Source organism: Pseudomaricurvus albidus (genome assembly GCF_018863235.1).
Classification (GTDB): Bacteria; Pseudomonadota; Gammaproteobacteria; order Pseudomonadales; family Cellvibrionaceae; genus Pseudomaricurvus; species Pseudomaricurvus albidus.
Genome location: NZ_JAHKRS010000002.1, coordinates 412,814 through 437,600, shown reverse-complemented (window position 1 = coordinate 437,600; position 24,787 = coordinate 412,814). Strand labels below are relative to the sequence as shown.

Sequence of the window (24,787 nt, the reverse complement as noted above, 5' to 3'; positions counted from 1 at the left end):
GCCTAAAAACCGGGTTTTGTCCCACTGGGGGTTTTGGCATTAGCACGCAGGTCTTTGCTCTTGCGCGAGCCGCTCCGCAATTTTTATTAACGCCCCTTGCCAATAACGCTGTGCCGACGTTCTTGGAAACCCAGTCTCACGTGAGATCACTCGCCATGGCGTTCGATAGGCTCGTAACCAAATCAGATTTCTTTCACCATGATTGACATACGTTATCCATGACAGCGTTTCCTCCATGCGGGTGATTTGGTCTGGCGTTGGACGTAAACGAATCGGCTGAACTTCTTGTCTGGCGAGCTCTCTCCGATCGTATCTGATCTCTGGCCAATAGCTCACGTAACCCAAGCTTCGCTCACCAGGCAATTTACGCAGCGTTGATACACACTCCTCAAATCGGAGAGCAATGTATTCTGGCGTGAAGTTATTCATGATTGCTCTCCTATTCGTTGGTCAAGAGCCCAATAAACCAATGCCAATGCATCGGCTTCGTTATCATCCGCTGGCAGGTGGCCTCGCGCTTTTGCGGACTCAATCATCATGGTTTTATTTGCATTACCTTTGCCAGTTGCGTGCCGCTTGATGGTTCCAACCGGAACACCCTCGTAGGCAATATTTTTTTGCTCACACCAAGCAGTCAGATGCGCCATAAAACCACCGTAAGCGTGAGCCGCATCAACACCCATATGGCGACGTACCTCCTCAAAAAACACCATGCTGATAGGCCCAGCATTTTCGTTTAGCTCAATCAAGAAACGGTTGAACTTCAAAAAGCGCATACCGCCACCTTGCCAGCGATCATTTTTAAAACTGATGGTGCCGCTGGTGATCACGCCTTGTTTGGAATGAATTGCCCATCCAGTTATTGTGCCCAAATCCAAGCACAGCACTACAGGTAATGTTCGGTTGATACTCTCTTTCTCACCGAGATGGAGAGCCTCCCCTTTAGGGGACTCTCCTCTCTCGTAGAGAGAGGGGGGTTGCGTGCAATCTGGATTTGTCTCTGAAACCCTTGAATTATCTGGGGTTGCGTTCAGTTTGCAGGGGGTATCCGCAATCTGGACTCCGCAATCTGCAATCTGGCTGGATGCCTTGTTATTGCTGACGTCCAGTTTGCGGGTAGTTTGCAGATTGCAGCAAACTGGTTCAGATTGCAGACTGCAAACGGTCATGTTCGAGGCCTTATTTTGATCATGATTCATGGCTTATTTCCTCCTGGTACACCCAAACATCCGGATTCTCGACGGGGAGCACCGCACCGGTTTGAGCACATTTGTAATGGGTGGGTTTAACCAACAAGTGAGACTGTTTGACTTCACCGGTATCGGTATCAATGGTTTCCCCTGCGGGAACCGTCATACCCTCAACACAGAGGTAGCCGTACTTGCTTCGGGTCAGCGCTGGTAAGTTGTAGTCCTCCGGATTACGGAAGAACTTGATATCGCCTTTTGTGGCATGGACAGCAATGCGCTCATTGATGGTCCGGTTCGCACCGAGTCCAGCTTGGCCTTCGAACGATTCTGCAAACTGATTCGAGGTGTAAACTCGGCCTTGCGACGCTTCATCAAAGATCATTTGTACAATGACATCTCGCTTGCGTTGTCGCTCCGCATCGAGCTTGGCGCCATAGTCTTGATTTACCAAACGATCACTGTGAGGATCCAATTCAATCCAACGCCCCTGACTTTTATCTACCCGCTTGGCAGGTAAACCAGGTCCATTGCGCAGCTCGAACACCAAAGTGCGATCCGTCAGCATTTCATCAGGTCGATACAGCAACATGCCGGTGGTGTAGTAACCACGCAAACTGCCTGCACCTGACAAGGCTAGAAATGGATCTTCCTCGACCTGTTTTTTACTGATTTTCTTGGTGTGGTGAGCAAGGATGATTCCCGCATCGGGATTGACCGCATCACGCAATTGCTCAACTCGCTCACGCAAGAAAAACAACATCGCGTTGTTGTCGTTTTCGCTATTGCCTTCAGGGCCACCGTCGAACACATTGCGAATAGGGTCAATTACCAGAATGTCGACACCACCTTGAGACGCAGCCCGCTGCAGTGCCTCAATCACTTGCTCAACACCCTGATCATTGAGCACTAAACGAAGCTGAGGTGTGACCAAAAGGTTATTGGCAGCTTGGCGACTTACTGCTTCTGGTAAACCCATGGACTGGATCCGCTCACGCAAGTAGTGATACTGAACCTCGGCTTGCAGGTAAAACACCCGCAATGGCCTTGAGGGCGTGAGCTCAAGAAAGGGCTCGCCTGCCGCCATATGTGTTAACCAAGACAACAGAAAATCACTTTTCCCCACCTTAGGCGCGCCACCAAATACAATCATGCCGCCGGGCGTTAAGACCCTCGGTGCAATCAAATCGTCTGGCATCGGCGAGGTATCGGCTAACAACTCACCCAATGAATGCAGCGGTATCGGCTCGGCATCTTTAACAATGGTTCTCGGTGCCGACTGAACGAAAGCCCACACATCCATGCCTTCATCGACTGCATCATAGGCGTCCCACTTAACGGATTTATCACCCGGAATATGCAAAACCGCCACAGAAGCGGCACCACCGCATGCGATCGCTTCCGATGCTTTTCTGGCATACTCAGAACCCGCATCATCATTGTCAGGCCAGACTAAAACGTGTTTATCTTTCAGTGGCGACCAATCCGTTTTCGCTATTGGAGCATTAGCGCCATTCATGGCAGTGGTTGCCACCAATCCTAAGCGAATGAGTGCGTCCGCAGCCTTTTCGCCTTCGACCAGTACCACTTGATTGGCGCTTAAGATTTGAGGCAGGTTGTAGAGCGGTCTTGGATCCGGTGCTTTCATTGAGCGTGATCGCACATCCCACGGTCTGAACTCTTTGCCCGACTCGGTATCGTATCGATATACGCAGGCAATTAGCTGACCTTGGCTATCACGATAATCCCATTTTCCAGTTGCTGGCCCTAGATCATCGGTAGGTACCTGTCGAGCAGGCATTGTGGGCTTATTGGCTTTCTCATAAGTCGCGGACAATGGCCTTGATTGATCAACAGACACGCCTAACCATTGAGCGACAGAATCCACCAGCTCAGGAAATTGGCTGGCGGTATCAAAACCATTAACACGTGCCCAGGCATCAAAGATGTCACCACCTTCTCCGGTAGCAAAATCCATCCACATACCTGCACGAGAGCCTGCAAGTTCAACGACTAAACTTTTACCGGGATTGCCTTCCAGATCGCCTACAATGAACTGCTTGCCTCGATGCTTTCCTGCAGGAAACAGATAGGTCAAGACAGCATCTAACGAATCGATTAATCGTTGTTTGAGCTCTCGGGCATCATGCTTGGGTTTTGTTGATTCACCCTGCTCAGGTGCGTCGTTAAAATCGAGCCAGATCACTTTATCGGTGCTGCTGTTCATTGCGCACCTCCTCGCCAACAGCGATCCTGCCAAGAGCAAAACTTACACTCGTAATGGGCAGGGTCTTTACTGATTCTGGGTAGAAGTTCTCCTGCATCAGTCGCCTGAATGACACGCACACCTCGATCGGATGCCCGCTGAGCCAACTCACCGTTAAAAGGAACCCACTCGAAGTACAATTCGGCGGTATCTTTATTGATGGCAGTGAACAAGGCGGGATTGGAAGCAATGCCAGGAATCTGTTCTTCCATGTAGGCCTGATACAACGCTATCTGTGCCGCATAGACCGGTTTAGAAAGAGTCACACCACGTTTGACCGTGTCCTTCCATGACTTTGCATTCAGTGATTTACACTCCCACAAAGCAGGAAAGCCTTCGCCAATTGATTCAGGTCCTCCGGCAAGCACGCCATCCACGTGTCCACGCAAACGGCCATTCACTGCAGAAAAACCGAACTGGCCACCGGTGGATGTTTCCGTATACAAATCAAAGCCTGCTTTACGCAACCAATCGATAGCGAGTTCTTCAAAGACATGACCCGCCGCAAAAATTCTAAGAGTACGTCCAGTAAATGTTCTACCTTCGTCGACAGGTGTATGTGTGAACTCAAACTGCAAAGCACGATCGCAAGACACTCCAAGTCTTGAAGCACCAAGATAATTTCTCGGTACCTGTGACTGCTGTTCTTGCTGTAATGCTACGTCGATGCGTTCACTGATCTGTTCCGACAAGGTTGGTCGATGATTAAAATCCAACATCAGAAAGGCACCTCGTCTTTGTACAGCTCTTGCAAAGTCTGGTGATAGGACTCAAGCACTGTGTCCACCAAACCAACAATTTCTGTTTTGCTGTAATCGCCCAGTCCTTTGTCCATACCTACAGCCATTACATAATCAGCAAGCGGGGCCAAGACGGACTCAGCGGCTTTTTGCTCTAAATCAGTTCTGTTCATGGCCACTCCCTTCCGATGCAACTGGTAATGAATGTCTTGGCACTGCTTGGAGCAGAAACGTTTAAAGCTAGCGCGCCGACTGTCGCTGGATTGATTGCGGTTTGGTTCAAGCCAGCAAAAGCCTCGAGGCGGTTTGTGGCAAATAAAGCATCGGTAATGCACATTAAGCAGCCTCCTTGCCTTCGACTTTGTTGAAAATACGAGACTGGATATCACGCTTGTTAAACTGAAAGGCCAAGAGGCAGGAAGCCTGATAGCGCGTTAAACCAAAGTCCTGGCGATACGCAGCAGGTAGATATCGAAGTTGTTGAGCGGTCGCAGCTTGGTTTAACCACTTGCGGGATTTGCTGGCAGCATCTTCGGTTTCATGTTCGTTTAGCCAGTCATCAGCGGCGGCCAGGCAAACCGTTCGCTCACCCATGGCGAGTAATCTCGCAGGCAGTTTTTTACCACCGCCCATTCCAAACCAGTGACCTGCGAGAAAGAACACACCTGCCCACGCCTCGAAACCAGTCGCCATCAATGCGGCATCATCACCAAACAAATCGCACCAACGAAAGGATGAACGTTTAAGAAGATCAATTTCAGACATCACAAAGTCCGTGAGATCAACTTTCCCATCGCTTACTGTTCGTTCCCAAACATGACCGCAAAGAGAACACTCCTTCGCGGCTGCAGGTACCATCGCACCGCATTCCGGACATTCTTTTTGTGGCGCTTCGCCTTGGCCCTCGTGCCCATCCAGGTTTACATCCTGCTCTAATGAACCGTGAAGCATGGTACTTGTGCCGAAGTCGAGCACCACACAATCACTTTTCACAACGCCCGGATGTTCGTTGGGGTCGACGGTTCGAAGACCGCGCCCAATCATTTGAATTAGCGTCGACTTATAAGAACTTGGCCGTAGTAGAACAACACAACTGGTTGGAGGGAAATCCCAGCCTTCGGTGAGCACCGCAACATTGACAACAACCTGAGACTCACCGGATTCAAAGCGAGAAAGCGCTGCCTTTCTCGCCTCACTTGATAATTCGCCATGAATAACTTCCGCACTGATACCTGATGCTGAAAAGGCTTCCGCTACATTCTTGGCGTGCTGGACGGTCGAACAAAACACTACGGTGGGACGATCATGAGCCTTGTCTTTCCAGTGACGAATCACAGCTTCGGTGATAGGCGCTTTGTTCATAATCGCGTCGACAGCCGCCATGTCGAAATCATCAGCAGTACGTTTGACTTGTGACAGCTCTCCTTGAGTCCCCACATCGACTACATAGGTTCTGGGTGGAACCAAGTGCCCTGATTGAATGAGTTCAGCCAAGGTGATTTGATCACTCACGTTACTGAATACAGGGCGCAATGCTTTGTTATCCCCCCGGTTGGGAGTAGCCGTAACACCAAAAATTGCCACATCAGGATTGCGATCACGAACGCTATCAATGATGCGACGATAGGTCGGTGCCGCCGCATGATGCGCTTCATCGATAACCAGGAGATCAAGTTTGGGCATCTTCTTTAAGTTCGATTCGCGCCCCAAGGTTTGTACCATGGCGAAGGTCGTTTGACCGTTCCACGACTTTTCTTTTGCGTCATAAATCGAAGTCGAGATACTCGGATTAACACGACTAAACTTGGCAGCATTTTGCGTTGTGAGCTCATCACGGTGAGCAAGCACACAAGCTTTGGCATCTTCATTTTCTAGCCACTGGCCGGTGACGCCGGACAACATGATCGTCTTACCGGCGCCCGTAGGCGCCACCCCCAGAGTGTTTTGGTGTTTATCAAGCGCAGTTAGACTGCGCTCAACAAACAGTTTTTGACGAGGTCGTAACAACATGAGTCGACCTCCTTATTGTGCCCAACTGGGACGACCAGTCGGAGCACTAGCAGATGCTTGTGATGAAGAAGCTGGCTGCGTTGAAGCGGCAGCTTGAACCGTGTTGCCTGACACTGCTGCGTAGTCTTTGTGGTCTGGCGTGATAGCAGTTCTAATTACATTCTTATCATCACCGTTCTGGTCTTTGTCCATCTCGACCTTTGCAACAAACTCGATACCATCCAGATCAGCAAAGCCCTGAATACGTCGAGCCTGTTGAGCTTGTGGCGAGTTATCTTGCGGATGAAGACCACGTGAGGAATTCAAAATCCCTTTAACAAACGCTCTACCCATGTTTGCCCACTCAGGTCCTTTAGGGCTGTGTAAACCGATAAGACTCCACATCTTGCGTTTGGCGTACGGACCATCAAGCACAACGAACTCGCAGTTCAGATAGACAGAGCCTGTCGTCATGCTTTGCGTTGCATATCCGCCCGTCCAACCCTGTGACGCATCGTCATATCCCCCTGGGCGAATAGTCATGCGCACTTTTACCAGCGTGCCTTTTGGGATTACGTCAAAATTGTTTTGGTCTTCTGCCGAGTTAAAATCATTCCAAGTCGTCATTATTGGACTCCTTCTTCAGTATTGGTTTGGGTTTCGATAAGTGCTGGGCGAGCAAAGCTCAGGCGATCAGAGGCAGGTGTCACTGGCCCATGAATTTTGGTCATCAGTCGACCGAGGTGGGGTTCTTCAATAACATCAAGACGCCCACTGCGGTCTTTGGCGGGATAGCCATAGGGATTAAGAGTGTGGTTAATGAAGGCGCGATAACGCTGACCATCATCGCTTTGGATCTCTGCAAGCGTGATGACTTGATCGACAATGCCGGGCAACTCAAGCGCTGTTTTTGAGCCATCAATTTGTGGAGCAAATACCTTGCGATTGAAGTCGTCGATCTTCTCGTCGAGAATGCCGACAAACCAAATGTTCTTATTGCGGGTATGCTGAAGATGAGTCAGCCACGCAATCATCTCTTGGCCATGCAGACCATATGCGCCTCGCGTATCTGGCTTTCCACTTCGCTCACTGAATGCTTGGGGCTGGCCTTTGCACCACTGCAGACACAAACGACCTGCAACCGTAATGGAGTCGATAAAGACGGTGTCGTATTTATCTAAGCTGATGGGATCACCAAACTTTTCACATACGGCGTCATAGTGGGCTTGGCTATAAGGTTGCTCATCACGAAGCGCGGGATTAGGGCCGCCAATAAATACCGCGAAATCTCGACACTCCTGCCAGGTACGGGGCCGAATCGCATCGCCCGTCCAGCCCTCAACAGCCAAGTCACCCGCTTCTAAATCGAAGAACAGAGTCTTGTCAGCTTCGACTGTCCACAACAGGCTAGTTTTACCGATACCTGAAGGTCCAAGAATGCAGCCTTTAATACCTCGCTTTTCCGCCAACCTTTGATCGGCAGTGATAATTGGAAAGGCCATTACTTCACCTCCCCATGTTCGCGCAGAAACTCAAGCGCATAATCAGCGCCTTTAGCGCCAAGTCCACGAGCCATATCGTGAACTCGACGCAGCGACTCCATTTCCTGAACGATTCGACTGAGCTCTTTGTTCAAGCCTTGCTGTGCAAATGCGATATCGTCGACAGTGGCAAGAATTAGCGGTTTGCTTTCGGCCTCGTCGTCATCTGATACTGCGGGGATCGCAATAGCATCCGGCAGACTCTCTAGTGAAAAACTGCTTTTGCGCAGGGCCTCTAAGAAGTTGGTTTCTTCGTTTAAAATCGTCATGCTTATTACTCCTGTAAAAGGCTGAGGCGAAAAGTGGGTTTGCCGGTTTTTAATGTCCGAGCAGGTTCAAAAACGGTGCGAAGGTTTTCTGGCCAAGCGGTGTATTTGCGCTCGGCAACCTTGTAGGTGATGTCCAAGAACTCAGCTGGGTTGTCACCGCTGGCAGCAATTCGCTGAGCGATTTCGGATAGCTGCGCTTGATCCCAGACCGGTTTCTTGGGCAGGTCTGAAGTGACACGCACACCTTCGTCATCGAAATTGATAATCCCGGTGTCTTTGCCAAGTTGAGTTCTTAGCTCGCGGACTTTTGGCTCGTACTTCATGGCGATAGCGCCATCGATCCAGTCTTTAAGGTCTTTGGCATTGCGCAGGTAGTTGGCGGCTTCAGCCTGAACACGCATCAATTCAGCAGCACTTACACCTGCTAAATCGCCGATACTCATTGCTTGTGCTTGCTCTAAAGAAAGGCTCATGCGTCACCTCCAGCTACACGTTCAGAGGTACTCTTGCGAAGACAGTCGTGTTCATAAGCCTCGACATCTTCGAGGCGGTACATCACGCGACCTTGTAGTTTGAGAAAAACGGGGCCGATGCCTTCAGAGCGCCAGCGCTCCAATGTGGCTTCGCTGACGCCCCAGCGGTTGGCTAATTGCCGTTGGTTCATATGATTTACACTCACGTTGCACTCCTGATGGTTATTGCGAAAACGTGAGGTAATGATGTGCTTGGGTAGGTTAGGAGCCGTTTAGGGGGAAGTTAGGTAGGAGTTTAGATTTAATCACTCGCTCACCACCCCCTATAATTGCATACAAAAATACGACACTAAATTAGATATAAGCTATATATATCAGTGTGTTATAGAACCAATAAAGACCAGCAACTGTCGTATTTTTGATTGACTTTGCAGGCAAACCCTGCTAAGTTTTATAGGAATCGTTCTCAATAGAGAGTTAACCGGCATGAAACGCTTGTCACTTAAATCAAAGGTCGCCACAAAGATATCGCGCTCGAATCGCGAGGTATTTCTGCGCTCAGACTTTGAGAAGCTGGCAGGGTATGACCAAGTTGGTCGAGCATTACGCCAACTCACCTCAGATGGTGTTCTTGTTAAGGTTGGTTATGGTCTTTATGCCAAGGCTCGACCGAACAGAATTACTGGCAAACCCATGCTGTCTGCCAAGGGTGGCTTCACTCAAGTAGCAGAAGAAGCGCTTTCTCGGCTAGGCGTAAAATGGGAGCCCTCTAGGTCGGTTCTGGATTACCAATCAGGCTCGACTCAAATCCCTGCAAATGCTGAAGTTATTATTTTTGAACGCTTCAATCGCCGCATAGGTACAGAGAAGTTCGAGCTTCAAATGGCTCGAGCTTAATGAGCACAATCGACTCTTCCCTTTTTCTGGATATTGCTGATGCGCTGGGCATAAGCAGCCCGGCCATTGTTGAAAAAGACTATTGGGCTACGCAGCTATTAAAAGAAATATCACAGCTCACACCAGAAGGCTTTCAACTTGTTTTTTCAGGCGGGACTTGTTTAGCCAAAGCACATCAAAACACCTTCAGAATGTCGGAAGATATCGACATTAAAATGATCCCCAATGCAGATACTCTGGCGCAATCCAAAAATCAGCAGCGACAATTGCGACGCGATATTCATCAGCTCATTCTGAATATCATTTCTGACTCTGGTATCTTCAAGCTTGCCGCAGATCCTAAAAAACGGAATGAAGGTAAGTATCAACAATTTTTGATTGAATACCCCAGAGATCATGACACCCTGGAAGCACTCAGACCGCATTTGCAATTGGACCTAACAGAGTCTGACTTACTTGAAGATCCAGTAGAGCTTTCCTTGAGCTCGCTTTATGCAAGTACGCTTAAAGAGCCGGGAGAAGTTCAAAGCATTGCTTGTGTCACTGTGCACTCGACTGCCAGTGAAAAATTCGTTTCACTCCTTCGCAGGATCGCATCACATGCTCGGGATAACTCCAGACCGGACGATAAAACATTAATTCGGCATGTTTATGATCTACACCTCATATACGAATCAATGACATCACCTTCCACCTTAAAGCCAATGGTTGAACAAGTTATTGAAATCGACAAAAGTCAGTTTGGAAATCAACACAAAGAATTCGTAAACAATGCAAACTCTGAGCTTCGATATGGGCTCTCATTATTAATTGACGAAGCTCATCACCAAGAGCGGTACAATCAATTTATTGGCCCTCTCGTATATCACCCATCTCCCGCAAAATGGGACGAAGCTATTTCGAGCGTCCAAGAACTTGCCGATCATTGGCTTTAGCTATTATGATACCCGGACCAAGCATACGCCCCTTGGTCACTAAATATGAGGCAAGCAATAAAGCTTGTGGGCCCGCGCAAGCACCCATCGTGGTCAGCTCATAAGGAGCAAGTAGCGATATGAGAATGGCAGCGGCTTCTCAAAAATTACTCACATTAATCGTGGCAGGCATTTCTATTCAGTCTTCAGCCAACAATTCCCATTTCCATAGCCGACCACATTCTTCCACTCTGTCTTACAACCGCTAAAAGCCTGAGAAAACGCGCTTGCTTTAGATTCTGCGTTTTCCAATACAGCAGCTGTGCGCAGCTTTTCTTGGCCAGACTCCCAAGCTTCAAATAGCTGGCGAATAATTCGTTTATGAGTAAGACCAGTGAATATATATTGCTCACCATTTACGACCAGCTCCCCTCCATCTTCAGAGCACCATGTTGGGGGGCGATTAGCTTGATGGGAGCGCCCATAGCCTAGGAGCTCTGCCAGCAAATCTGTATCGATAGTCGAAATACATTGCTGGTCAGGCAACAGCAGATCATGAATGGCTATGCATAGTGGTTCACCTGGGATTGGCGGCCCATTTTGAGATATAGCTCTATCAGTTAAGATCACAGCTGAGCGACGACGCGCAAATGAACCGAATGCTAGCTTCACTGTTGATATAGTTTGAGCCAAATAGGCCCTCCTGCAAAACAATACCGCGACACGGCTTTTTCCGAGCCATATATCCCCAAGATCCCACAAAATATCACCAGCCAATTCCGTTACTGGTTGATGAGGCGATATATCGAGCCACTGCTGAACGAACTGCAAAAAACGGTTGCTACTTACTTGGTATCTACCTATTGAGGTCGTGGGTACATTCACCCAACCAGCACCCGAAGAGAAGTAACGAAACCCAGAACCACGTGGGCAGGGTAATAATTCATAGTCTTGATCATCAACATTTAATGACGTCGCAGAGTTTTGCAGAGGGTGAACCATTCTGGCGTTTATCAGCTCTTTGAAATCGGCATTAATTGATAAATCTTCAGCATCAACTTCTTGTTTTGGCGTACCAGTTATTCTAAGCAGAAGCGCAAGCGCGCCTCTGCTCAAAGTCCCTGTGACACTCATTCTTGAACCTCTTCAAGTAATCCCCATTGCTTGAGGTACTTTTCACCAATCAATCGCTCCTTGTCAGTCCTGCTTCTCAAGTCACAACCATTTGGCATTGAGATTTTCACAGGCAGAACCTTACCGCGCCCATGTCCATTTTCAGGGTGGAAGCGGATATTGATCTTGGCCTGCACCGGTGCAAATCCACCGGTAGATAAGGGGTTTTGTTCACCAAAATGTTCTCGTGCGTATTCATGGAGAGCAATATTGCTTTTAGCTGGCACTTCAATTTGCACTCTGCCATCCCCAGCGAGATCTTTAATTTTCATCAGTACCAATTGAACGGACTCAATGCCATCCTCCACATCCCAATCTAGTGGCTTATTTTCCATAAGCGGCATCAGGTCAAATCGACGCAGTGGAACCTTGTCTGCTGTCACTGGCTGCTTAAGTAGATCTTCCGTGAATGCTTTTGCAATGGTATCCCGGCGCTCTTGCTTGGCTGCGACAACCTCGATAGTACCGGTGTCAGATGAGTAAGTGATGGCATGCTCAGAAACCGGGCGGCGAATTCGAGAGACAATATCTTCGTCACCTTTGAACTCAAGGTATGAGTCAGGCAACCCTTCTTGGTAAATCATGACCTGTACAACGTTGATGTCGTTACCATCTTCATCAGGCTGAACACGGTCAAATATTTCAATCTTCACCTTTTCTCCCAGGCCGAACAGCTCCTTAATCTTGGACTTAAATGTGTCCATCGATACTTGGTCGTTATGCAGCGGCAACGATGCTTCTACTTGATAACCGGTCCACTTCTGGCCATGGCGATATTGGTCCGCATATCGAATATCTTCCGCCTGCCGGAACTTGTCGCGATGAGTCTGAAACACCCATAGGCTTCTCTCGGCCGCAGTCTCATGCTTAAGAAGCTCACTGGCGTCAGGGAATGTGCTTAATAATGCAGCTTGTCCCACCTCGTCTGTCATGTGCTTGATTCTTTCAAGATCAAGCGTGATTTTGATCTGTACATCAGCAGGCTGGTGGTCAAACAGCTCGATAACCTTGCTGGCTACCTCAGGCTGCTCTTTTGACCAGTCCACCTGGTCAAAACCGTCATTGGCAGAAAAGTATGATTTCAGCCCCTGAGATGAAGCATGGTTAACAAAGTTGCGAACGATTGGCATAGGCACAATTCCTCAATATAAGTGATAAACGGCAAACTCTCGGTACTCAATTACAGAAAGTTCAAGATAGCGAACTTATATAATATGGGCGCTTATATTTCTTTTCAAGTAAAAAAAGTAAGTCTATAATGAACTTTTTACACCATTCACTGAGGAGGCACTGCCGTGGCCAACGTATTAGGGGCCAAGATTAAAGAGCTCCGCAAACAAAAAGGCCTTACATTAGAACAACTTGCGGAGAAGATAGGCTCAGGTAAAAGCTACATCTGGGAGATCGAGAATAAAGGCGTGAAACGTCCATCTGCTGAAAAATTAGCCGCCATTGCAAAAGAACTGGATGTAACCACCGATTACCTAATTGATGATGCCCAGACAGAAATGACGGATGACCTGGAGAAAGAGGTTCTTTTTCGAAAGTTCGGCCAGCTAGAGTCTAGAGACAAAGAAAAAATAATGGAGATGATTGATTCTTGGAGCAAGAAGTAGTGTCTGAAAAGAAGTTCCCGCAAAAGGAAGCTAACCGCATTACTCATATTCTCGACACTGCGCTTCCAACGCATATTCGCTTCCCGGTAGACGTTGAAATGGTGGCGAAAGAGCTCACGCCATCTTTCAGCCAAGACCCAATCACTGCCGTTAATGGCTGCAGCATGGGCAATTCGGTTGATGGCATGCTGGTGAAGCATGACAGCAAAGATGAGTGGGCCATCTTTTACAATACGGATGTGGTTCACCCTGGCCGCACTAATTTCACTAAGGCCCATGAGTTGGGCCACTACATGGTCCACCGACAATCTCTAAGCAAAACCAAATTTCAGTGCGGCGAAAAAGACATGCTGGATGAAAACCAGCAAGGTATCGACATCGAAGCAGAAGCTAATGCCTTTGCTGCCAACCTATTAATGCCTAACAATGATTTTCGAGCACAGGCTGACGGTCAAAAGTTCAGTATCGATTTAATGCAGCATTGCGCCGACCGCTATGGCGTATCACTCACAGCGGCTGTCTTGAAATGGCTCGACTTCACGAAGAAGCGCGCCATCGGCCTGCTATCAGAAGAAGGCTTTATGCATTGGTCAAAATCAAGTAACAGTGCTTTTCGTTCTGGCCGTTACTTCGCGACAAAGCAAGATTGTGTTGAAGTACCCGAGTTCTCATTAGCAGCACAAGAGCAGTATTCAACAGAAGCAAGAAATGGTGTTAAGCATGGTCCGGGAATTTGGTTTCCCAATGAAGGAGTTATTGAACACAGCATCTACTCAGAAGAATACGGCAAGACATTAACCATATTGATACTTGATGATGCGGGTAGATACAGTGACCCAGATGATTTCAATGAAGATGATGAGTTGCTCACTGATTCGTATACCAACTTTATTAACAACGGGCAAAACCCTTACTAACGATTATGCGAGACTCCTACGAACGCTTTTTCTCACAAGGCTACATATCGAAAGATCAGTTTTTCGAATTTGGCCTTAGTGAAACTATCTACGCGCCTTTAGATAAAGCAGAATCCGCCTGGAAGGAATTGAAAAATAGAGTTCATAGCAATCAGCAAGTATTCATTCGCGGCTTTGGTCGCAATTCGAATGGCACTCATTTGTTTCAAGCATTCTATGCTGACGTACTCAAAAATAATCAGGTTACCGTTGACCCAACGAACAACGCCCAGCCGACAAAATTGATCCGTGATCTGACAGGATACTCAAAGACTAAAAGCAGCAAACACGAGCCAATTCAGAACTATCAGATCTCGCATATTTTTGGCAGAACTAAAAACGTATTCGCTTTTACAGCTCCTTGGAATATCGTTTACATGCCAAAGATGCTGGATCCATTTACCGGCCATGAAGCTAAGGGCTCAATGATTGATGAGTATCAGAAGCTATTCCGAGAGAAAAGTTTCAAACACTTTGAACCGTTGATTAATGATTATAATGCGCTGATCACATCGCCAAGCCTTGTCGATTCAATCCATCAATATCTTGATAAAATCGAGCAAGATAAAAACCTTGATGGAAAGGACGTAAGCAAGCTAAGAGCTTCCATCCTCGAAGAAATTACACCGATAATTTTGTAGAACTTTATCTGCAACCCAAGTGAACCCGCAGCAGCCCTAATTTACCTGATGGCCATTTCGCCGCTCTAAAAACAAAATGTTCAACAGTGTTTTGGACATTCAGAGTGGTAAGCAAATGCAGCAAACAAACCCTTTATCTCCCAAGCGAATGGCTCCTGAAAAGCGCATACAGGAAGTCGCTCATATCATAGCTAACGGCCTAATTCGGCTGAGAGAGCCAACCCTAAATAAAGCGCAATTATTGGACTCAGATAGCGACATTTCACTTGCTATGTCTGGCTACCGAAGCGTTCATGGTGAACCAGAGAACACCAACACTTCGGAGGCAAAATGAGCTCAGATATCATATTCGAACCATCCACTTCGGCCGTTGCACAGATAGCGCAACTATCGGAGATGAGTATGGACGAGATTAAATCCTTATGGCGTCAGCTGTACCGTAAAGAGCCACCAACTCATATTCGGTCATTTTTAGAAAAGCGTTTGGCATACCGACTACAAGAAGTCGAGTTTAGGCGAACGCATCAAAACCTTGCAGAGAAAAACGATCGCCGCATCAATGCCATCATCAACACTGGCAAAAAGCCACTTCGTGATCGTTACCCTCAGCCCATTCTCGGCACAGTATTAAGCCGGATTTACCAAGATAAAGAGCACAAGGTCACTGTCACCCATGATGGTCAGTTCGAGTTTGAAGGCCGGATTTATAAAAGCCTTTCAGTTATCGCTAGGGAAATTACCGGCACTAGGTGGTCAGGACCACTGTTCTTTGGTTTGAGGAAAGCAATGTACGACAAGAAAACGAAGCGAGGTAACAAGTAATGTCAGAGCAAATCAAGAAACGACTTCGCTGCGCAGTCTATACACGCAAATCAACAGATGAAGGACTGGACCAAGATTACAACTCCATCGATGCACAACGCGATGCGGGTCATGCCTACATTGCCAGCCAGCGTGCTGAAGGCTGGATACCGGTCGAGGATGACTACGACGATCCCGCATACTCCGGTGGCAATATGGATCGCCCGGCAATGAAACGTCTACTTAAGGACATTCAGGATGACAAAATCGATGTAGTTGTTGTTTACAAAATTGACCGACTTACACGAAGCCTTACCGACTTCTCCAAAATGATTGAGGTCTTCGAACGCCATAACACATCATTCGTCTCGGTCACCCAGCAATTTAACACCACCAACTCAATGGGCAGGCTGATGCTGAATATTCTGCTGTCTTTCGCCCAGTTTGAAAGAGAAGTCACCGGCGAAAGGATCCGCGATAAGATCACCGCCAGTAAGAAGAAAGGTTTATGGATGGGAGGAATCCCACCTCTTGGTTACGATGTAAAGGATCGCTGCCTTGTGATTAATCCTAAAGAAGCCAAGTTGGTGCAACAAGTCTTCCAGCGCTTTACTGAAATCGGCTCAACAACGCTACTGTATAAAGAGCTGAGACTGGAAGGTGCCACCAGTAAATCCTGGACCACTCAGGACGGTCGATTTCGGCCCGGAAAACCAATTGATAGAGGTCTTATCTATAAGCTACTTCATAACCGCACCTACCTCGGTGAGCTTAGGCACAAAGACCAATGGTACGAAGGCAAGCACGACGCCATCATTGATCATAAGCTTTGGGATGACGTTCACTCAATACTATCAATCAATGGACACAAACGCGGCAACTACACCCGCGCAAAGATCCCATTTCTTCTCAAGGGGATGGTCTTCGCAGAAGATGGTCGAGCGCTTACAACATGGAGCTCAACCAAAAAGAAAAGTGGCAGGCGATACCGCTATTACATTAGCACCCGCGATACCAAAGAATATTCTGGCGCCTCAGGCTTACCGAGAATACCCGCCGCTGAATTGGAGTCGGCCGTAGTCGAGCAAATCAGAGGGATCCTCAAAGCACCGCCCATTACTCAACAGGTAGCATCGATTGCCAATCAGCAGGACCACGAAATTGATGAAGCTCAGGTCACTGTCGCACTCAATAAGATCGATAATGTCTGGGAGCAACTATTCCCCGACGAACAATCTCGGATTATCAAACTGTTGGTCGAGAAGATCATTGTTAAGCCCGACAATATTGATATCAGGCTTTGGGAAAATGGTGTTGAACGCCTCGCGCTAGAGATTACAGACTCAGCTAAGCAGGAGGTTGTCGCATGAGCAAGGGGAGCGGATTTAAAATTGAAATGAGCCAATCTGGCGATCCAAGTGTATTCGAAGCCAGTAATGGAAAACTCAGCATATCAGTCCCCATCAGCCTAAAACGCAGAAGTGGACGACAACTGATTACCTTACCTGATGGCAAAACCCATGACCCCAGACCATGGGACACAGATCCTACGCCCCTGCAACTCGCATTGGCCAGAGGTCATTGCTGGCTTGCTATGCTGGAAACTGGCCAAGTTAAATCACTTAGGGAAATTGCCGAGAAAGAAGGCATCGACAACAGCTACGTCAGCCGAATGGTCAACCTGACGACCCTTGCACCGGATATCGTAGAAGCCATTCTGGACGACAACCTCCCCTCAAATTTGACTTTATTTGATCTAGCTGTCAATCCGCCAAAGCTGTGGAGTGAGCAACGGGAAAATTTAGAGGCTGTGGCGGGGAATTAACCAGCGTTTTTCAATGTGGTATTTCGAGTGGTTTGTTGGGCGCGAATGCTCCTTCAAGCGCGCTTGAGTACGATGGGCCTGCGAATATAATATGAAAGCCAATTGAACTTTCACGAGTAAGTGGTATCTTAAAGTACGTTGAAATGATTATTTGTCCAAATAGATGAGAAACTATCGCACATCAAAGCAATCTCGAGCCTGGGTTTGCCTGCTAGTCATAGCCATGCTTGGCCAGGCGATGGTCGTTAGTGCTCATGCCTCGATGATGCTTGGTGCATCTAACCCCGATGTGAGAGTTGTTGTGTCTGATTGCCACGGTGATAGCAATCATATGGACTCAAACGCTGCCTCTCCTCAATCTGTACAAGTATCAGACTCTTGCTGTGATGGCGATTGCTCGATGATGGGTTGTCATGCAACCAGCGCATTACTCAACACTGTAACTTTACCAAATCTGATGCGATCATCACATTTAGCACAAGTTGCTGTAAATCAAGCCCCTCTCAACAGAAATAGCTCCCTCTATCGTCCCCCAATTCTCGGCTAATACGGGATAGTTGCGCCTAAATTTTGGCGTTATTCCCAGCTTCGAAAGACTAGCCGAGGATCATTGATCCTCAATAAATTGTTTTGCAGCCTAGTGGGCTTGCACAGAATTTGAGGATATCCTCTTGAAAACTATTTTACCTAAAATACTCAATTTGAGTGCCGTGGCTTTCGCTGTTTTGACGCTTGTAGCTTGCTCAAAATCGACGCCAACAGATTCATTATTGACGTCATCCTCACAGACGGCTGATAATCTTGTTCTTGAGGTCCACAAAACGCCAACGTGCGGGTGCTGCGGTGATTGGGTCAAACACCTCGATGAAAATGGGTTTGACACCAAAGTCATCGATCACCGTTCACTAAACGCCATCAAAAAGAAGCTCAATATTCATCCTGAGCTGCAATCTTGCCACACGGGCGTGAGTCCTGACGGTTTCTTTTTTGAAGGCCATATTCCATCAAAATACATCGCCCAATTCCTGGCTAACCCACCTAAAGGTGCCATTGGTCTTGCAGTCCCAGGTATGCCGGCAGGTAGCCCAGGTATGGAAATGGGAGGTCGTTTTTCTCCCTACGACATTCTATTGGTCAGAGCAGACGGTAGCACCGAGCCTTTTGCTGCCGTCTCCAGTTCAGAGGAGCAATATTAATGCGTTTTGATCGTGAACTTTGGAGGCCACTTTTATGCGTCTCGGTTATCGCTTTTTCAGCGAGCTTCGCCCATGCAGAAAGTTATACCTTGGAGCGGGCCGTTAAAGTGGCACAGCAACAAGATCCTTGGCTATTGGGAAGCGTTAAGCGCCAAGAAAGCCTTGAGGCCTTAAGCATCGAGAGTGGTTCCCTTCCCGACCCGTCAGTTAGCCTTGGCGTAGCCAACCTTCCTGTGGATACCTTTGATTTTTCTCAGGAGGGCATGACCCAATTTAAAGTGGGGGTTAGCCAGATGTTTCCGCGAGGTAAGACGCTATCGCTAAAGCGCGAAAAGTTGCAAAAACTCAGCGAAATGCAACCCTATGCTAGGGCTGATCGCAATGCCAATGTGGCCGTCACGGTGGCGCAGTTATGGTTGGATGCGTATAGAAGCGAGCAAACGATCCAATTGATCGAACGTGATCGGGGGCTTTTTGAGCACCTCGTGGATGTTGCACAGTCGAGTTATACCACCGCAGCGGGTAAAACGCGTCAGCAGGATCTGGTGCGCGCACAGTTAGAGTTGACACGCCTTGACGATCGTTTAGCTCGTCTGCGTCAGCAAAGGGATATGTCGCTCGCACGCCTAGGTGAATGGTTGGGGAACCCCAGTATTTCTCTTTCCAATATTTCCTCGCTGGAAGGTCGTATATCACTCAGTGCACCAGATTTAATTGAAACGCCTGATCTCGCCGTAAAGCTTCGTCTGCTTACTGAAAGCCTCAATCGCCACCCTAAAGTGAAGCGAATCGACAGTAAGATTAAGGCCTTTGATTCGGGCGTCCGGCTGGCCAAGCAAAGCTATAAGCCTCAATGGGGTGTGAATGCGAGTTACGGTTACCGAGATCAAACCCCGATGGGCGATGATCGCTCGGATTTCTTTTCGGTGGGCGTCAGCTTTGATGTTCCGCTATTTACCGGTAAGCGCCAGGATAAAAAGGTTCAATCTGCGAATGCTGAGTTAGAAGCAGTGAAAACAGAGCGTGTCTTAGTGTTGCGCCAGTTGAAATCGGGCTACGACACGGCAGAAGCCACGTATCTTCGCCTCGTTGAGCGAAAGTCCCTATTTGATACACGATTATTGCGCGAAATGGCAGAGCAGGCAGAAGCGTCCCTATCAGCCTACACGAATGATGACGGTGATTTTGCTGAAGTCGTCCGCGCTCGCATTGCGGAGCTCAACGCACGTATAGAGGCCTTGCATGTTGAGATCGACATGCAAAAAAACATCGCTCAGCTCAATTATTTTCACGCGGGCACTCAACCGAACAAAGAATCCAAAAGCGTTGCATTTTAAAAATGTAACGACAGGAGAAAACATGAACAAATCAGAGCTTTTCAGGCCCGCAACACTTGTTGCGGCTATTTCAAGCGCACTCATAGCTGGTGTATTAATGTATTTCATTGGCAGTGAAACATCAGGTTCAGCCCCAGTGGCCAGTGCAAAAAAAGAGCCCCTCTATTGGGTAGCCCCTATGGACCCTAATTACCGTAGGGATGAACCTGGCTTATCGCCAATGGGCATGGAATTGATCCCAGTATATGCAGAAAACAAATCTGCAAATGATGCAGGGCCCGGAACAATCACTATCGACCCCACTGTAATCAATAATCTTGGTGTACGAACAGTCAGTGTTGAAAGTAAAAAGTTAAAAGAGGAAATTCTCACCGTAGGTTACGTTAAGTATAACGAAAATAATCTCATACACATTCATCCCCGAGTGTCTGGATGGGTTGATAAGCTGTATGTCAAAGCCTCTGGTGATCCAGTCAAAAAAAACCAACCTCTCTACTCCCTTTACTCCCCTGAGCTGGTTAATGCTCAAGAGGAGCTTATTCTAGCGCTAAACAGAAATAACTTACGTCTTATAAAGGCCGCGCAAGATCGTTTAGAGGCGCTAAAAATTCCTTCTTCATTTGTTCAAAAAATTAAGAAAAGTAAGACGGTGGAACAATCGATAACGTTTTTCTCTCCACAAGATGGTGTGGTGGACAATCTAAATATCAGGGAGGGGTTCTACGTTCAACCAGGTACAACCTTGTTTAGCATTGGTGCGCTCGACAATGTGTGGGTGGAAGCCGAAGTATTCGAACGTCAAGCGGCACTCGTCAAAAAAGGTGCTTCTGTATTAATGACCTTAGATTACCTTCCGGGAAAAACATGGGAAGGTGAAGTGGATTACGTTTACCCAACTTTGGATAGCCTTACTCGAACTATTCGGTTGCGGCTGCAGTTTGATAACCCCGAAAAGCTGCTACTGCCCAATATGTTTGCCCAAGTTGTTATTCACTCTGAATCCGAAGAAGCGTTGTTACTCATCCCTCGCGAAAGCCTTATCCGAACTGGCAATCAGGATCGTGTGGTGCTCGCACTAGGCGAAGGTAGTTTTAAGTCTGTAGAGGTAAAAATAGGACGAGAAAATCAAAACTCAATCGAAGTGCTTGAAGGGCTAAGTGAAGGCGAACGTATTGTTTCTTCCGCACAATTTTTGCTCGATTCAGAATCGAGTAAAACATCAGACTTTAAACGCATGACTGCAGAAGACGATATGGCGGAATCTGTATGGGTGTCTGCAGTCATTGATGAACAGATCACCGACAAACGACAAGTTAGGGTCAGCCACGAAGCTATCGACGAATGGGGCATGATGGCCATGACAATGAACTTCAGTGTTGATGACGATGTTGATTTTGATAGCTTAAAGGCTAACACCGAATTACATATGCAAATCAAGATGGGCGATGATGGTCTCTATGAAATTATTGGCATCCATATTATGGGGATGGCTGAGTCTCAAGATGAAACTCAATCGGCGATTGTGGACGGTGTCGTCAATAACTTTGATGGTGAACAAGGTGTTATCAATATCACGCGTGGGCCCATCGAAAAATGGAATCGCCCAGCCGCTACGATGGATTTCTTGCTTGATGATTCGCTTACTCCGATTGAATTTTCTAAGGGGCATGAGTTTACGTTCGAGTTCGAAATACGTGACGATGACTTTGTTATCACTCGAATTATTAAACCTGATGATCTTCCAATCATCGATACACAAAATAGTCCTGGGGGGCACCAAGGTCATAGCATGGAAGGCCATCAGCATCACAATATGGAGGATCACCACTGATGATCGCCTCCATTATTCGTTGGTCCATAGGTAATCGCTTTTTCGTTTTACTTTCTACGGCTATTTTAGTTGGACTGGGTTTATTCTCTGTTCAACGAACACCTGTGGATGCCATCCCAGATCTTAGTGATGTTCAAGTCATTATCAAAACATCCTACCCAGGGCAAGCACCGCAAGTTGTTGAAGATCAAGTTACGTATCCACTCACTACGGCTATGTTGTCCGTTCCCGGCGCAGTTACTGTTCGAGGTTTTTCGTTTTTTGGCGACTCGTATGTTTATGTGATTTTTGATGAAAAAACGGATTTGTACTGGGCACGTAGCCGTGTATTGGAATACCTAAGCCAAGTTGCACCGACATTGCCTGAATCGGCCAAACCTCAACTTGGGCCTGATGCTACAGGTGTCGGGTGGGTTTATATTTATGCACTTACGGACAAATCAGGCAAGCACGACATCAGCCAATTGCGTAGCTTGCAAGATTGGTTTTTAAAATACGAATTGCAAACTGTTCCCGGCGTATCTGAAGTTGCCGCTGTGGGCGGCATGGTCAAGCAATATCAGGTAACGGTGAATCCAGAAAAGCTACGAGCATTTAATATTCCCCTTGCTCATGTACAGATGGCGATTAAACGCGCGAACCAGGAAGTGGGTGCGTCAGTCATAGAAATGGCTGAGGCCGAGTATATGGTGCGCGCCTCGGGTTACCTACAAAATAAAAATGACTTGGCCAATATTCCACTCAAGGTGAACCCGACCGGAACTCCGTTGCTCCTCAAAGATATCGCCGATATTCAATTGGGGCCGCAAATGCGACGGGGCATTGCTGAACTGAATGGCCAGGGCGAAACCGTTGGCGGCATCGTCGTGATGCGCTTCGGTGAAAATGCTCAAACGACCATAGATGGCGTAAAAGAAAAATTAGAAGCCCTGAAAAAAGGGCTGCCCGAAGGTGTTGAAATTGTCACCGTCTATGATCGCTCAGGTCTCATACAAAATGCGATCAGTAACCTTTGGGAAAAGCTCTTTGAAGAGTTTGTCGTCGTCGCACTGGTCTGCATTATTTTCTTGTTTCATGTGCGTTCGTCGCTTGTAGCGATTGTTAGTCTGCCTATTGGGATATTAACGGCATTCGTTGTTATGTACTTTCAAGGCATTAACGCGAACATTATGTCCTTAGGTGGGATTGCCATTGCGATCGGTGCAATGATCGATGGTGCCATTGTAATGATAGAAAACATGCACAAACACATGGAGCGCACACCGCTAACTCCAGAGAATCGATGGCGAATAGTTAGTAAGTCGGCAACAGAAGTTGGCCCAGCACTATTCTTTAGCTTGCTGATTATCACCGTGAGCTTTGTACCTGTATTCACGCTTGAAGCGCAAGAAGGGAGAATGTTCAGCCCACTGGCGTTTACCAAGACCTATGCGATGGCCGCATCTGCTGCGTTAGCAGTGACCTTGGTGCCTGTGCTAATGGGGTATTTTATTCGAGGGAAAGTTTTACCTGAAAATCGCAATCCCATTAATCGTGGCTTAATCAAAGCCTACACGCCAATTTTAAGAGCAGTCTTAAAATTCCCCAAGACCACCGTATTGGGTTCGGTGTTAATCTTACTGAGCACACTTTGGCCCATGCAAAAAATTGGTAGCGAATTTATCCCGCCGCTTGATGAGGGCGACTTGATGTATATGCCGACTACTTATCCTGGTATTTCGATTGGTAAAGCAAGAGAGCTATTACAACAAACCGACAAACTTATTGCCACGGTTCCAGAAGTAGAAAACGTATTCGGAAAAATCGGTCGCGCGGAGACGGCGACTGACCCGGCCCCCTTAACAATGATTGAAACCTTTATTCAGCTGAAACCTCGGGATCAGTGGCGTGAAGGTGTCACGACGGAGTCATTAAAGAAAGAGTTCGATAACCTAGTAAAATTACCCGGAGTTACCAATGCTTGGGTGATGCCGATTAAAACCCGAATCGACATGCTTGCAACAGGGATTAAAACACCGGTAGGAATTAAAGTCGCAGGCCCAGACTTAAGCGTTATCCAGTCTATCGGTCAGCAACTAGAAACTATTTTGAGTGACGTTGACGGTACTGCATCAGTGTACTCGGAACGCGTTGCCGGTGGCCGATATCTCGATATTGATATTCAGCGTGAAAAGGCTGCGCGATTTGGTCTCAATATCGCCGATGTTCAGCAAGTCATTGCTTCTGCCATTGGTGGAATGAACGTGACACAAACTGTGGAGGGCCTTGAACGCTATCCTGTTAATATTCGCTACCCTCAAGCGTACCGAAACTCTCCAAAGCAACTCGCTCTTTTACCCATCGTTACTCCTCGCGGCGAACGCATTGCACTTGGCGATGTGGCAACGATTGATATCGTCGATGGTCCTCCGGGAATTAAGAGTGAAAATGCTCGAATTAATGGCTGGACGTTTATTGACATTGATGGCGTGGATGTCGGCAGCTACGTTGAGCGAGCAAGGAGCGTTGTCGACGCCAAATTGGAGCTCCCTGCAGGATACTCCATAAATTGGTCTGGGCAATACGAATATATGGAGCGTGCAAAAGCAAAATTGACTTATGTTATTCCACTAACACTTGCCATTATTGTGGTACTTCTTTATCTGAATTTCAGAAGTTTTACAGAAGTCGCCATCATCATGGGCACCTTACCCCTGGCTATAGTTGGGAGTGTCTGGCTTATGTATTTATTGAAATTTAATTTCTCGATCGCTGTGGGCGTTGGTCTCATTGCACTAGCGGGTGTCGCCGTAGAAATTGGCGTGATCATGCTGGTATATCTCAATCAAGCCGTAGAACAAGCTAAATCTAGCCAAAAAAATTCGGCGCCTCTTTCATTGCCTGTCTTTAAGCAAGCCGTTTTAGATGGGGCCGTTTTACGTGTTCGTCCAGTGCTAATGACAACGGGTGCAACTATCGTCGGACTGCTCCCGATTATGTATGGTGATGGAACAGGTTCAGAGGTCATGCAACGCTTAGCAGCACCAATGGTCGGAGGAATGATCAGCGCTTTGGTTTTAACTCTCCTTGTTTTACCGGCAGTTTATTTCCTGATTTTTAAGCACAAAATGGCAAACAACTGACTCTAAAGGTATT

Annotated in this window: 25 protein-coding genes; 12 read left to right on the top strand and 13 right to left on the bottom strand. The window is 47.5% G+C overall.

From position 1 onward, the window contains the following. Positions 1-39: 39 nt before the first annotated feature. From KOI40_RS18835 to KOI40_RS05295, 11 genes are all read right to left on the bottom strand, one after another. Positions 40-429: a DUF6362 family protein gene (locus tag KOI40_RS18835; protein ID WP_369413152.1), complete on the bottom strand. Its 390-nt coding sequence runs from the start codon at positions 427-429 to the stop codon at positions 40-42. Further along, on the bottom strand, positions 426-1,199 hold the full coding sequence (locus KOI40_RS18355; protein WP_233710016.1) for a crossover junction endodeoxyribonuclease RuvC: 774 nt from the start codon (positions 1,197-1,199) through the stop codon (positions 426-428). The genes KOI40_RS18835 and KOI40_RS18355 overlap by 4 nt, the downstream gene beginning before the upstream one ends. Next, a complete protein-coding gene (locus KOI40_RS05335; protein ID WP_216096419.1) occupies positions 1,189-3,414 on the bottom strand; it encodes an AAA family ATPase in 2,226 nt (741 codons plus the stop codon). Before KOI40_RS05335 ends, KOI40_RS18355 begins: the two co-directional genes overlap by 11 nt. Further along, positions 3,411-4,172, bottom strand: a complete 762-nt coding sequence (locus KOI40_RS05330; protein WP_216096418.1) for a hypothetical protein — start codon at positions 4,170-4,172, stop codon at positions 3,411-3,413. Before KOI40_RS05330 ends, KOI40_RS05335 begins: the two co-directional genes overlap by 4 nt. Next, positions 4,172-4,366, bottom strand: coding sequence for a DUF6511 domain-containing protein (locus tag KOI40_RS05325; protein ID WP_078462520.1), 195 nt, complete (start codon positions 4,364-4,366; stop codon positions 4,172-4,174). Before KOI40_RS05325 ends, KOI40_RS05330 begins: the two co-directional genes overlap by 1 nt. 163 nt (positions 4,367-4,529) lie before the next feature. After that, positions 4,530-6,203 (bottom strand): DEAD/DEAH box helicase, encoded by a 1,674-nt coding sequence (locus KOI40_RS05320; RefSeq protein WP_216096417.1) that lies wholly within the window; start codon positions 6,201-6,203, stop codon positions 4,530-4,532. Positions 6,204-6,215: 12 nt separating this feature from the next. Then, a complete protein-coding gene (locus KOI40_RS05315; RefSeq protein WP_216096416.1) occupies positions 6,216-6,809 on the bottom strand; it encodes a hypothetical protein in 594 nt (197 codons plus the stop codon). Next, positions 6,809-7,684: an ATP-binding protein gene (locus KOI40_RS05310; protein ID WP_216096415.1), complete on the bottom strand. Its 876-nt coding sequence runs from the start codon at positions 7,682-7,684 to the stop codon at positions 6,809-6,811. The genes KOI40_RS05315 and KOI40_RS05310 overlap by 1 nt, the downstream gene beginning before the upstream one ends. Next, entirely contained in the window at positions 7,684-7,992 is a 309-nt protein-coding gene (locus KOI40_RS05305; protein ID WP_216096414.1) for a hypothetical protein, read from the bottom strand. Before KOI40_RS05305 ends, KOI40_RS05310 begins: the two co-directional genes overlap by 1 nt. A gap of 5 nt (positions 7,993-7,997) precedes the next feature. Beyond that, a complete protein-coding gene (locus tag KOI40_RS05300; RefSeq protein WP_216096413.1) occupies positions 7,998-8,465 on the bottom strand; it encodes a hypothetical protein in 468 nt (155 codons plus the stop codon). Then, complete coding sequence (locus KOI40_RS05295; RefSeq protein ID WP_068642664.1) at positions 8,462-8,671, bottom strand: helix-turn-helix transcriptional regulator; 210 nt, start codon at positions 8,669-8,671, stop codon at positions 8,462-8,464. Before KOI40_RS05295 ends, KOI40_RS05300 begins: the two co-directional genes overlap by 4 nt. Before the next feature lie 280 nt (positions 8,672-8,951). Here KOI40_RS05295 and KOI40_RS05290 point away from each other — a divergent pair, with 280 nt between their 5' ends. Both KOI40_RS05290 and KOI40_RS05285 read left to right on the top strand, forming a co-directional pair. Continuing rightward, complete coding sequence (locus KOI40_RS05290) at positions 8,952-9,362, top strand: conjugal transfer protein (RefSeq protein WP_216096412.1); 411 nt, start codon at positions 8,952-8,954, stop codon at positions 9,360-9,362. Continuing rightward, a complete protein-coding gene (locus KOI40_RS05285) occupies positions 9,362-10,297 on the top strand; it encodes a nucleotidyl transferase AbiEii/AbiGii toxin family protein (RefSeq protein WP_216096411.1) in 936 nt (311 codons plus the stop codon). Before KOI40_RS05290 ends, KOI40_RS05285 begins: the two co-directional genes overlap by 1 nt. A gap of 174 nt (positions 10,298-10,471) precedes the next feature. On the opposite strand, the gene KOI40_RS05280 is transcribed toward KOI40_RS05285, so the two are convergent. Then, positions 10,472-11,410 (bottom strand): hypothetical protein, encoded by a 939-nt coding sequence (locus KOI40_RS05280; RefSeq protein WP_216096410.1) that lies wholly within the window; start codon positions 11,408-11,410, stop codon positions 10,472-10,474. After that, positions 11,407-12,579 carry an SPFH domain-containing protein gene (locus KOI40_RS05275; protein ID WP_216096409.1) on the bottom strand — a complete coding sequence of 391 codons (1,173 nt, stop codon included), beginning with the start codon at positions 12,577-12,579 and terminating at the stop codon, positions 11,407-11,409. The genes KOI40_RS05280 and KOI40_RS05275 overlap by 4 nt, the downstream gene beginning before the upstream one ends. 165 nt (positions 12,580-12,744) lie before the next feature. On the opposite strand from KOI40_RS05275, the gene KOI40_RS05270 reads away from it, so the two are divergent. The 10 genes from KOI40_RS05270 to KOI40_RS05225 all read left to right on the top strand — a co-directional run bounded on the left by KOI40_RS05270 (position 12,745) and on the right by KOI40_RS05225 (position 24,774). After that, positions 12,745-13,065, top strand: a complete 321-nt coding sequence (locus KOI40_RS05270) for a helix-turn-helix domain-containing protein (RefSeq protein WP_216096408.1) — start codon at positions 12,745-12,747, stop codon at positions 13,063-13,065. Continuing rightward, the gene (locus KOI40_RS05265; RefSeq protein ID WP_216096407.1) at positions 13,050-13,982 is read left to right on the top strand and encodes an ImmA/IrrE family metallo-endopeptidase; all 933 of its coding nucleotides are present in this window, start codon (positions 13,050-13,052) and stop codon (positions 13,980-13,982) included. Before KOI40_RS05270 ends, KOI40_RS05265 begins: the two co-directional genes overlap by 16 nt. A gap of 5 nt (positions 13,983-13,987) precedes the next feature. Then, entirely contained in the window at positions 13,988-14,662 is a 675-nt protein-coding gene (locus KOI40_RS05260) for a PM1201 family protein (RefSeq protein WP_216096406.1), read from the top strand. A 330-nt stretch (positions 14,663-14,992) separates the two neighbouring features. After that, positions 14,993-15,484: a DUF2924 domain-containing protein gene (locus KOI40_RS05255; protein ID WP_255568232.1), complete on the top strand. Its 492-nt coding sequence runs from the start codon at positions 14,993-14,995 to the stop codon at positions 15,482-15,484. Further along, positions 15,484-16,833, top strand: coding sequence for a recombinase family protein (locus KOI40_RS05250; protein ID WP_216096404.1), 1,350 nt, complete (start codon positions 15,484-15,486; stop codon positions 16,831-16,833). Before KOI40_RS05255 ends, KOI40_RS05250 begins: the two co-directional genes overlap by 1 nt. After that, positions 16,830-17,288 carry a LacI family transcriptional regulator gene (locus KOI40_RS05245; RefSeq protein ID WP_216096403.1) on the top strand — a complete coding sequence of 153 codons (459 nt, stop codon included), beginning with the start codon at positions 16,830-16,832 and terminating at the stop codon, positions 17,286-17,288. Before KOI40_RS05250 ends, KOI40_RS05245 begins: the two co-directional genes overlap by 4 nt. Before the next feature lie 671 nt (positions 17,289-17,959). Next, positions 17,960-18,484 (top strand): DUF411 domain-containing protein, encoded by a 525-nt coding sequence (locus tag KOI40_RS05240; RefSeq protein ID WP_233710015.1) that lies wholly within the window; start codon positions 17,960-17,962, stop codon positions 18,482-18,484. Continuing rightward, on the top strand, positions 18,484-19,821 hold the full coding sequence (locus KOI40_RS05235; protein ID WP_216096402.1) for a TolC family protein: 1,338 nt from the start codon (positions 18,484-18,486) through the stop codon (positions 19,819-19,821). Before KOI40_RS05240 ends, KOI40_RS05235 begins: the two co-directional genes overlap by 1 nt. 22 nt (positions 19,822-19,843) lie before the next feature. Beyond that, positions 19,844-21,652 carry an efflux RND transporter periplasmic adaptor subunit gene (locus KOI40_RS05230; protein WP_216096401.1) on the top strand — a complete coding sequence of 603 codons (1,809 nt, stop codon included), beginning with the start codon at positions 19,844-19,846 and terminating at the stop codon, positions 21,650-21,652. Next, positions 21,652-24,774, top strand: a complete 3,123-nt coding sequence (locus KOI40_RS05225) for an efflux RND transporter permease subunit (RefSeq protein WP_216096400.1) — start codon at positions 21,652-21,654, stop codon at positions 24,772-24,774. The genes KOI40_RS05230 and KOI40_RS05225 overlap by 1 nt, the downstream gene beginning before the upstream one ends. Positions 24,775-24,787: the final 13 nt, after the last annotated feature.

Bases quoted from the DNA above. Each gene is read 5' to 3' on its own strand.
- KOI40_RS05310 (WP_216096415.1), bottom strand. From the start codon at position 7,684: ATGGCCTTTCCAATTATCACTGCCGATCAAAGGTTGGCGGAAAAGCGA.
- KOI40_RS05300 (WP_216096413.1), bottom strand. From the start codon at position 8,465: ATGAGCCTTTCTTTAGAGCAAGCACAAGCAATGAGTATCGGCGATTTA.
- KOI40_RS05280 (WP_216096410.1), bottom strand. From the start codon at position 11,410: ATGAGTGTCACAGGGACTTTGAGCAGAGGCGCGCTTGCGCTTCTGCTT.
- KOI40_RS05320 (WP_216096417.1), bottom strand. From the start codon at position 6,203: ATGTTGTTACGACCTCGTCAAAAACTGTTTGTTGAGCGCAGTCTAACT.
- KOI40_RS05305 (WP_216096414.1), bottom strand. From the start codon at position 7,992: ATGACGATTTTAAACGAAGAAACCAACTTCTTAGAGGCCCTGCGCAAA.
- KOI40_RS05245 (WP_216096403.1), top strand. From the start codon at position 16,830: ATGAGCAAGGGGAGCGGATTTAAAATTGAAATGAGCCAATCTGGCGAT.
- KOI40_RS05230 (WP_216096401.1), top strand. From the start codon at position 19,844: ATGAACAAATCAGAGCTTTTCAGGCCCGCAACACTTGTTGCGGCTATT.
- KOI40_RS05330 (WP_216096418.1), bottom strand. From the start codon at position 4,172: ATGTTGGATTTTAATCATCGACCAACCTTGTCGGAACAGATCAGTGAA.
- KOI40_RS05325 (WP_078462520.1), bottom strand. From the start codon at position 4,366: ATGAACAGAACTGATTTAGAGCAAAAAGCCGCTGAGTCCGTCTTGGCC.
- KOI40_RS05235 (WP_216096402.1), top strand. From the start codon at position 18,484: ATGCGTTTTGATCGTGAACTTTGGAGGCCACTTTTATGCGTCTCGGTT.
- KOI40_RS05285 (WP_216096411.1), top strand. From the start codon at position 9,362: ATGAGCACAATCGACTCTTCCCTTTTTCTGGATATTGCTGATGCGCTG.
- KOI40_RS05260 (WP_216096406.1), top strand. From the start codon at position 13,988: ATGCGAGACTCCTACGAACGCTTTTTCTCACAAGGCTACATATCGAAA.
- KOI40_RS18355 (WP_233710016.1), bottom strand. From the start codon at position 1,199: ATGAATCATGATCAAAATAAGGCCTCGAACATGACCGTTTGCAGTCTG.
- KOI40_RS05225 (WP_216096400.1), top strand. From the start codon at position 21,652: ATGATCGCCTCCATTATTCGTTGGTCCATAGGTAATCGCTTTTTCGTT.
- KOI40_RS05315 (WP_216096416.1), bottom strand. From the start codon at position 6,809: ATGACGACTTGGAATGATTTTAACTCGGCAGAAGACCAAAACAATTTT.
- KOI40_RS05250 (WP_216096404.1), top strand. From the start codon at position 15,484: ATGTCAGAGCAAATCAAGAAACGACTTCGCTGCGCAGTCTATACACGC.
- KOI40_RS05290 (WP_216096412.1), top strand. From the start codon at position 8,952: ATGAAACGCTTGTCACTTAAATCAAAGGTCGCCACAAAGATATCGCGC.
- KOI40_RS05335 (WP_216096419.1), bottom strand. From the start codon at position 3,414: ATGAACAGCAGCACCGATAAAGTGATCTGGCTCGATTTTAACGACGCA.
- KOI40_RS05275 (WP_216096409.1), bottom strand. From the start codon at position 12,579: ATGCCAATCGTTCGCAACTTTGTTAACCATGCTTCATCTCAGGGGCTG.
- KOI40_RS18835 (WP_369413152.1), bottom strand. From the start codon at position 429: ATGAATAACTTCACGCCAGAATACATTGCTCTCCGATTTGAGGAGTGT.
- KOI40_RS05255 (WP_255568232.1), top strand. From the start codon at position 14,993: ATGAGCTCAGATATCATATTCGAACCATCCACTTCGGCCGTTGCACAG.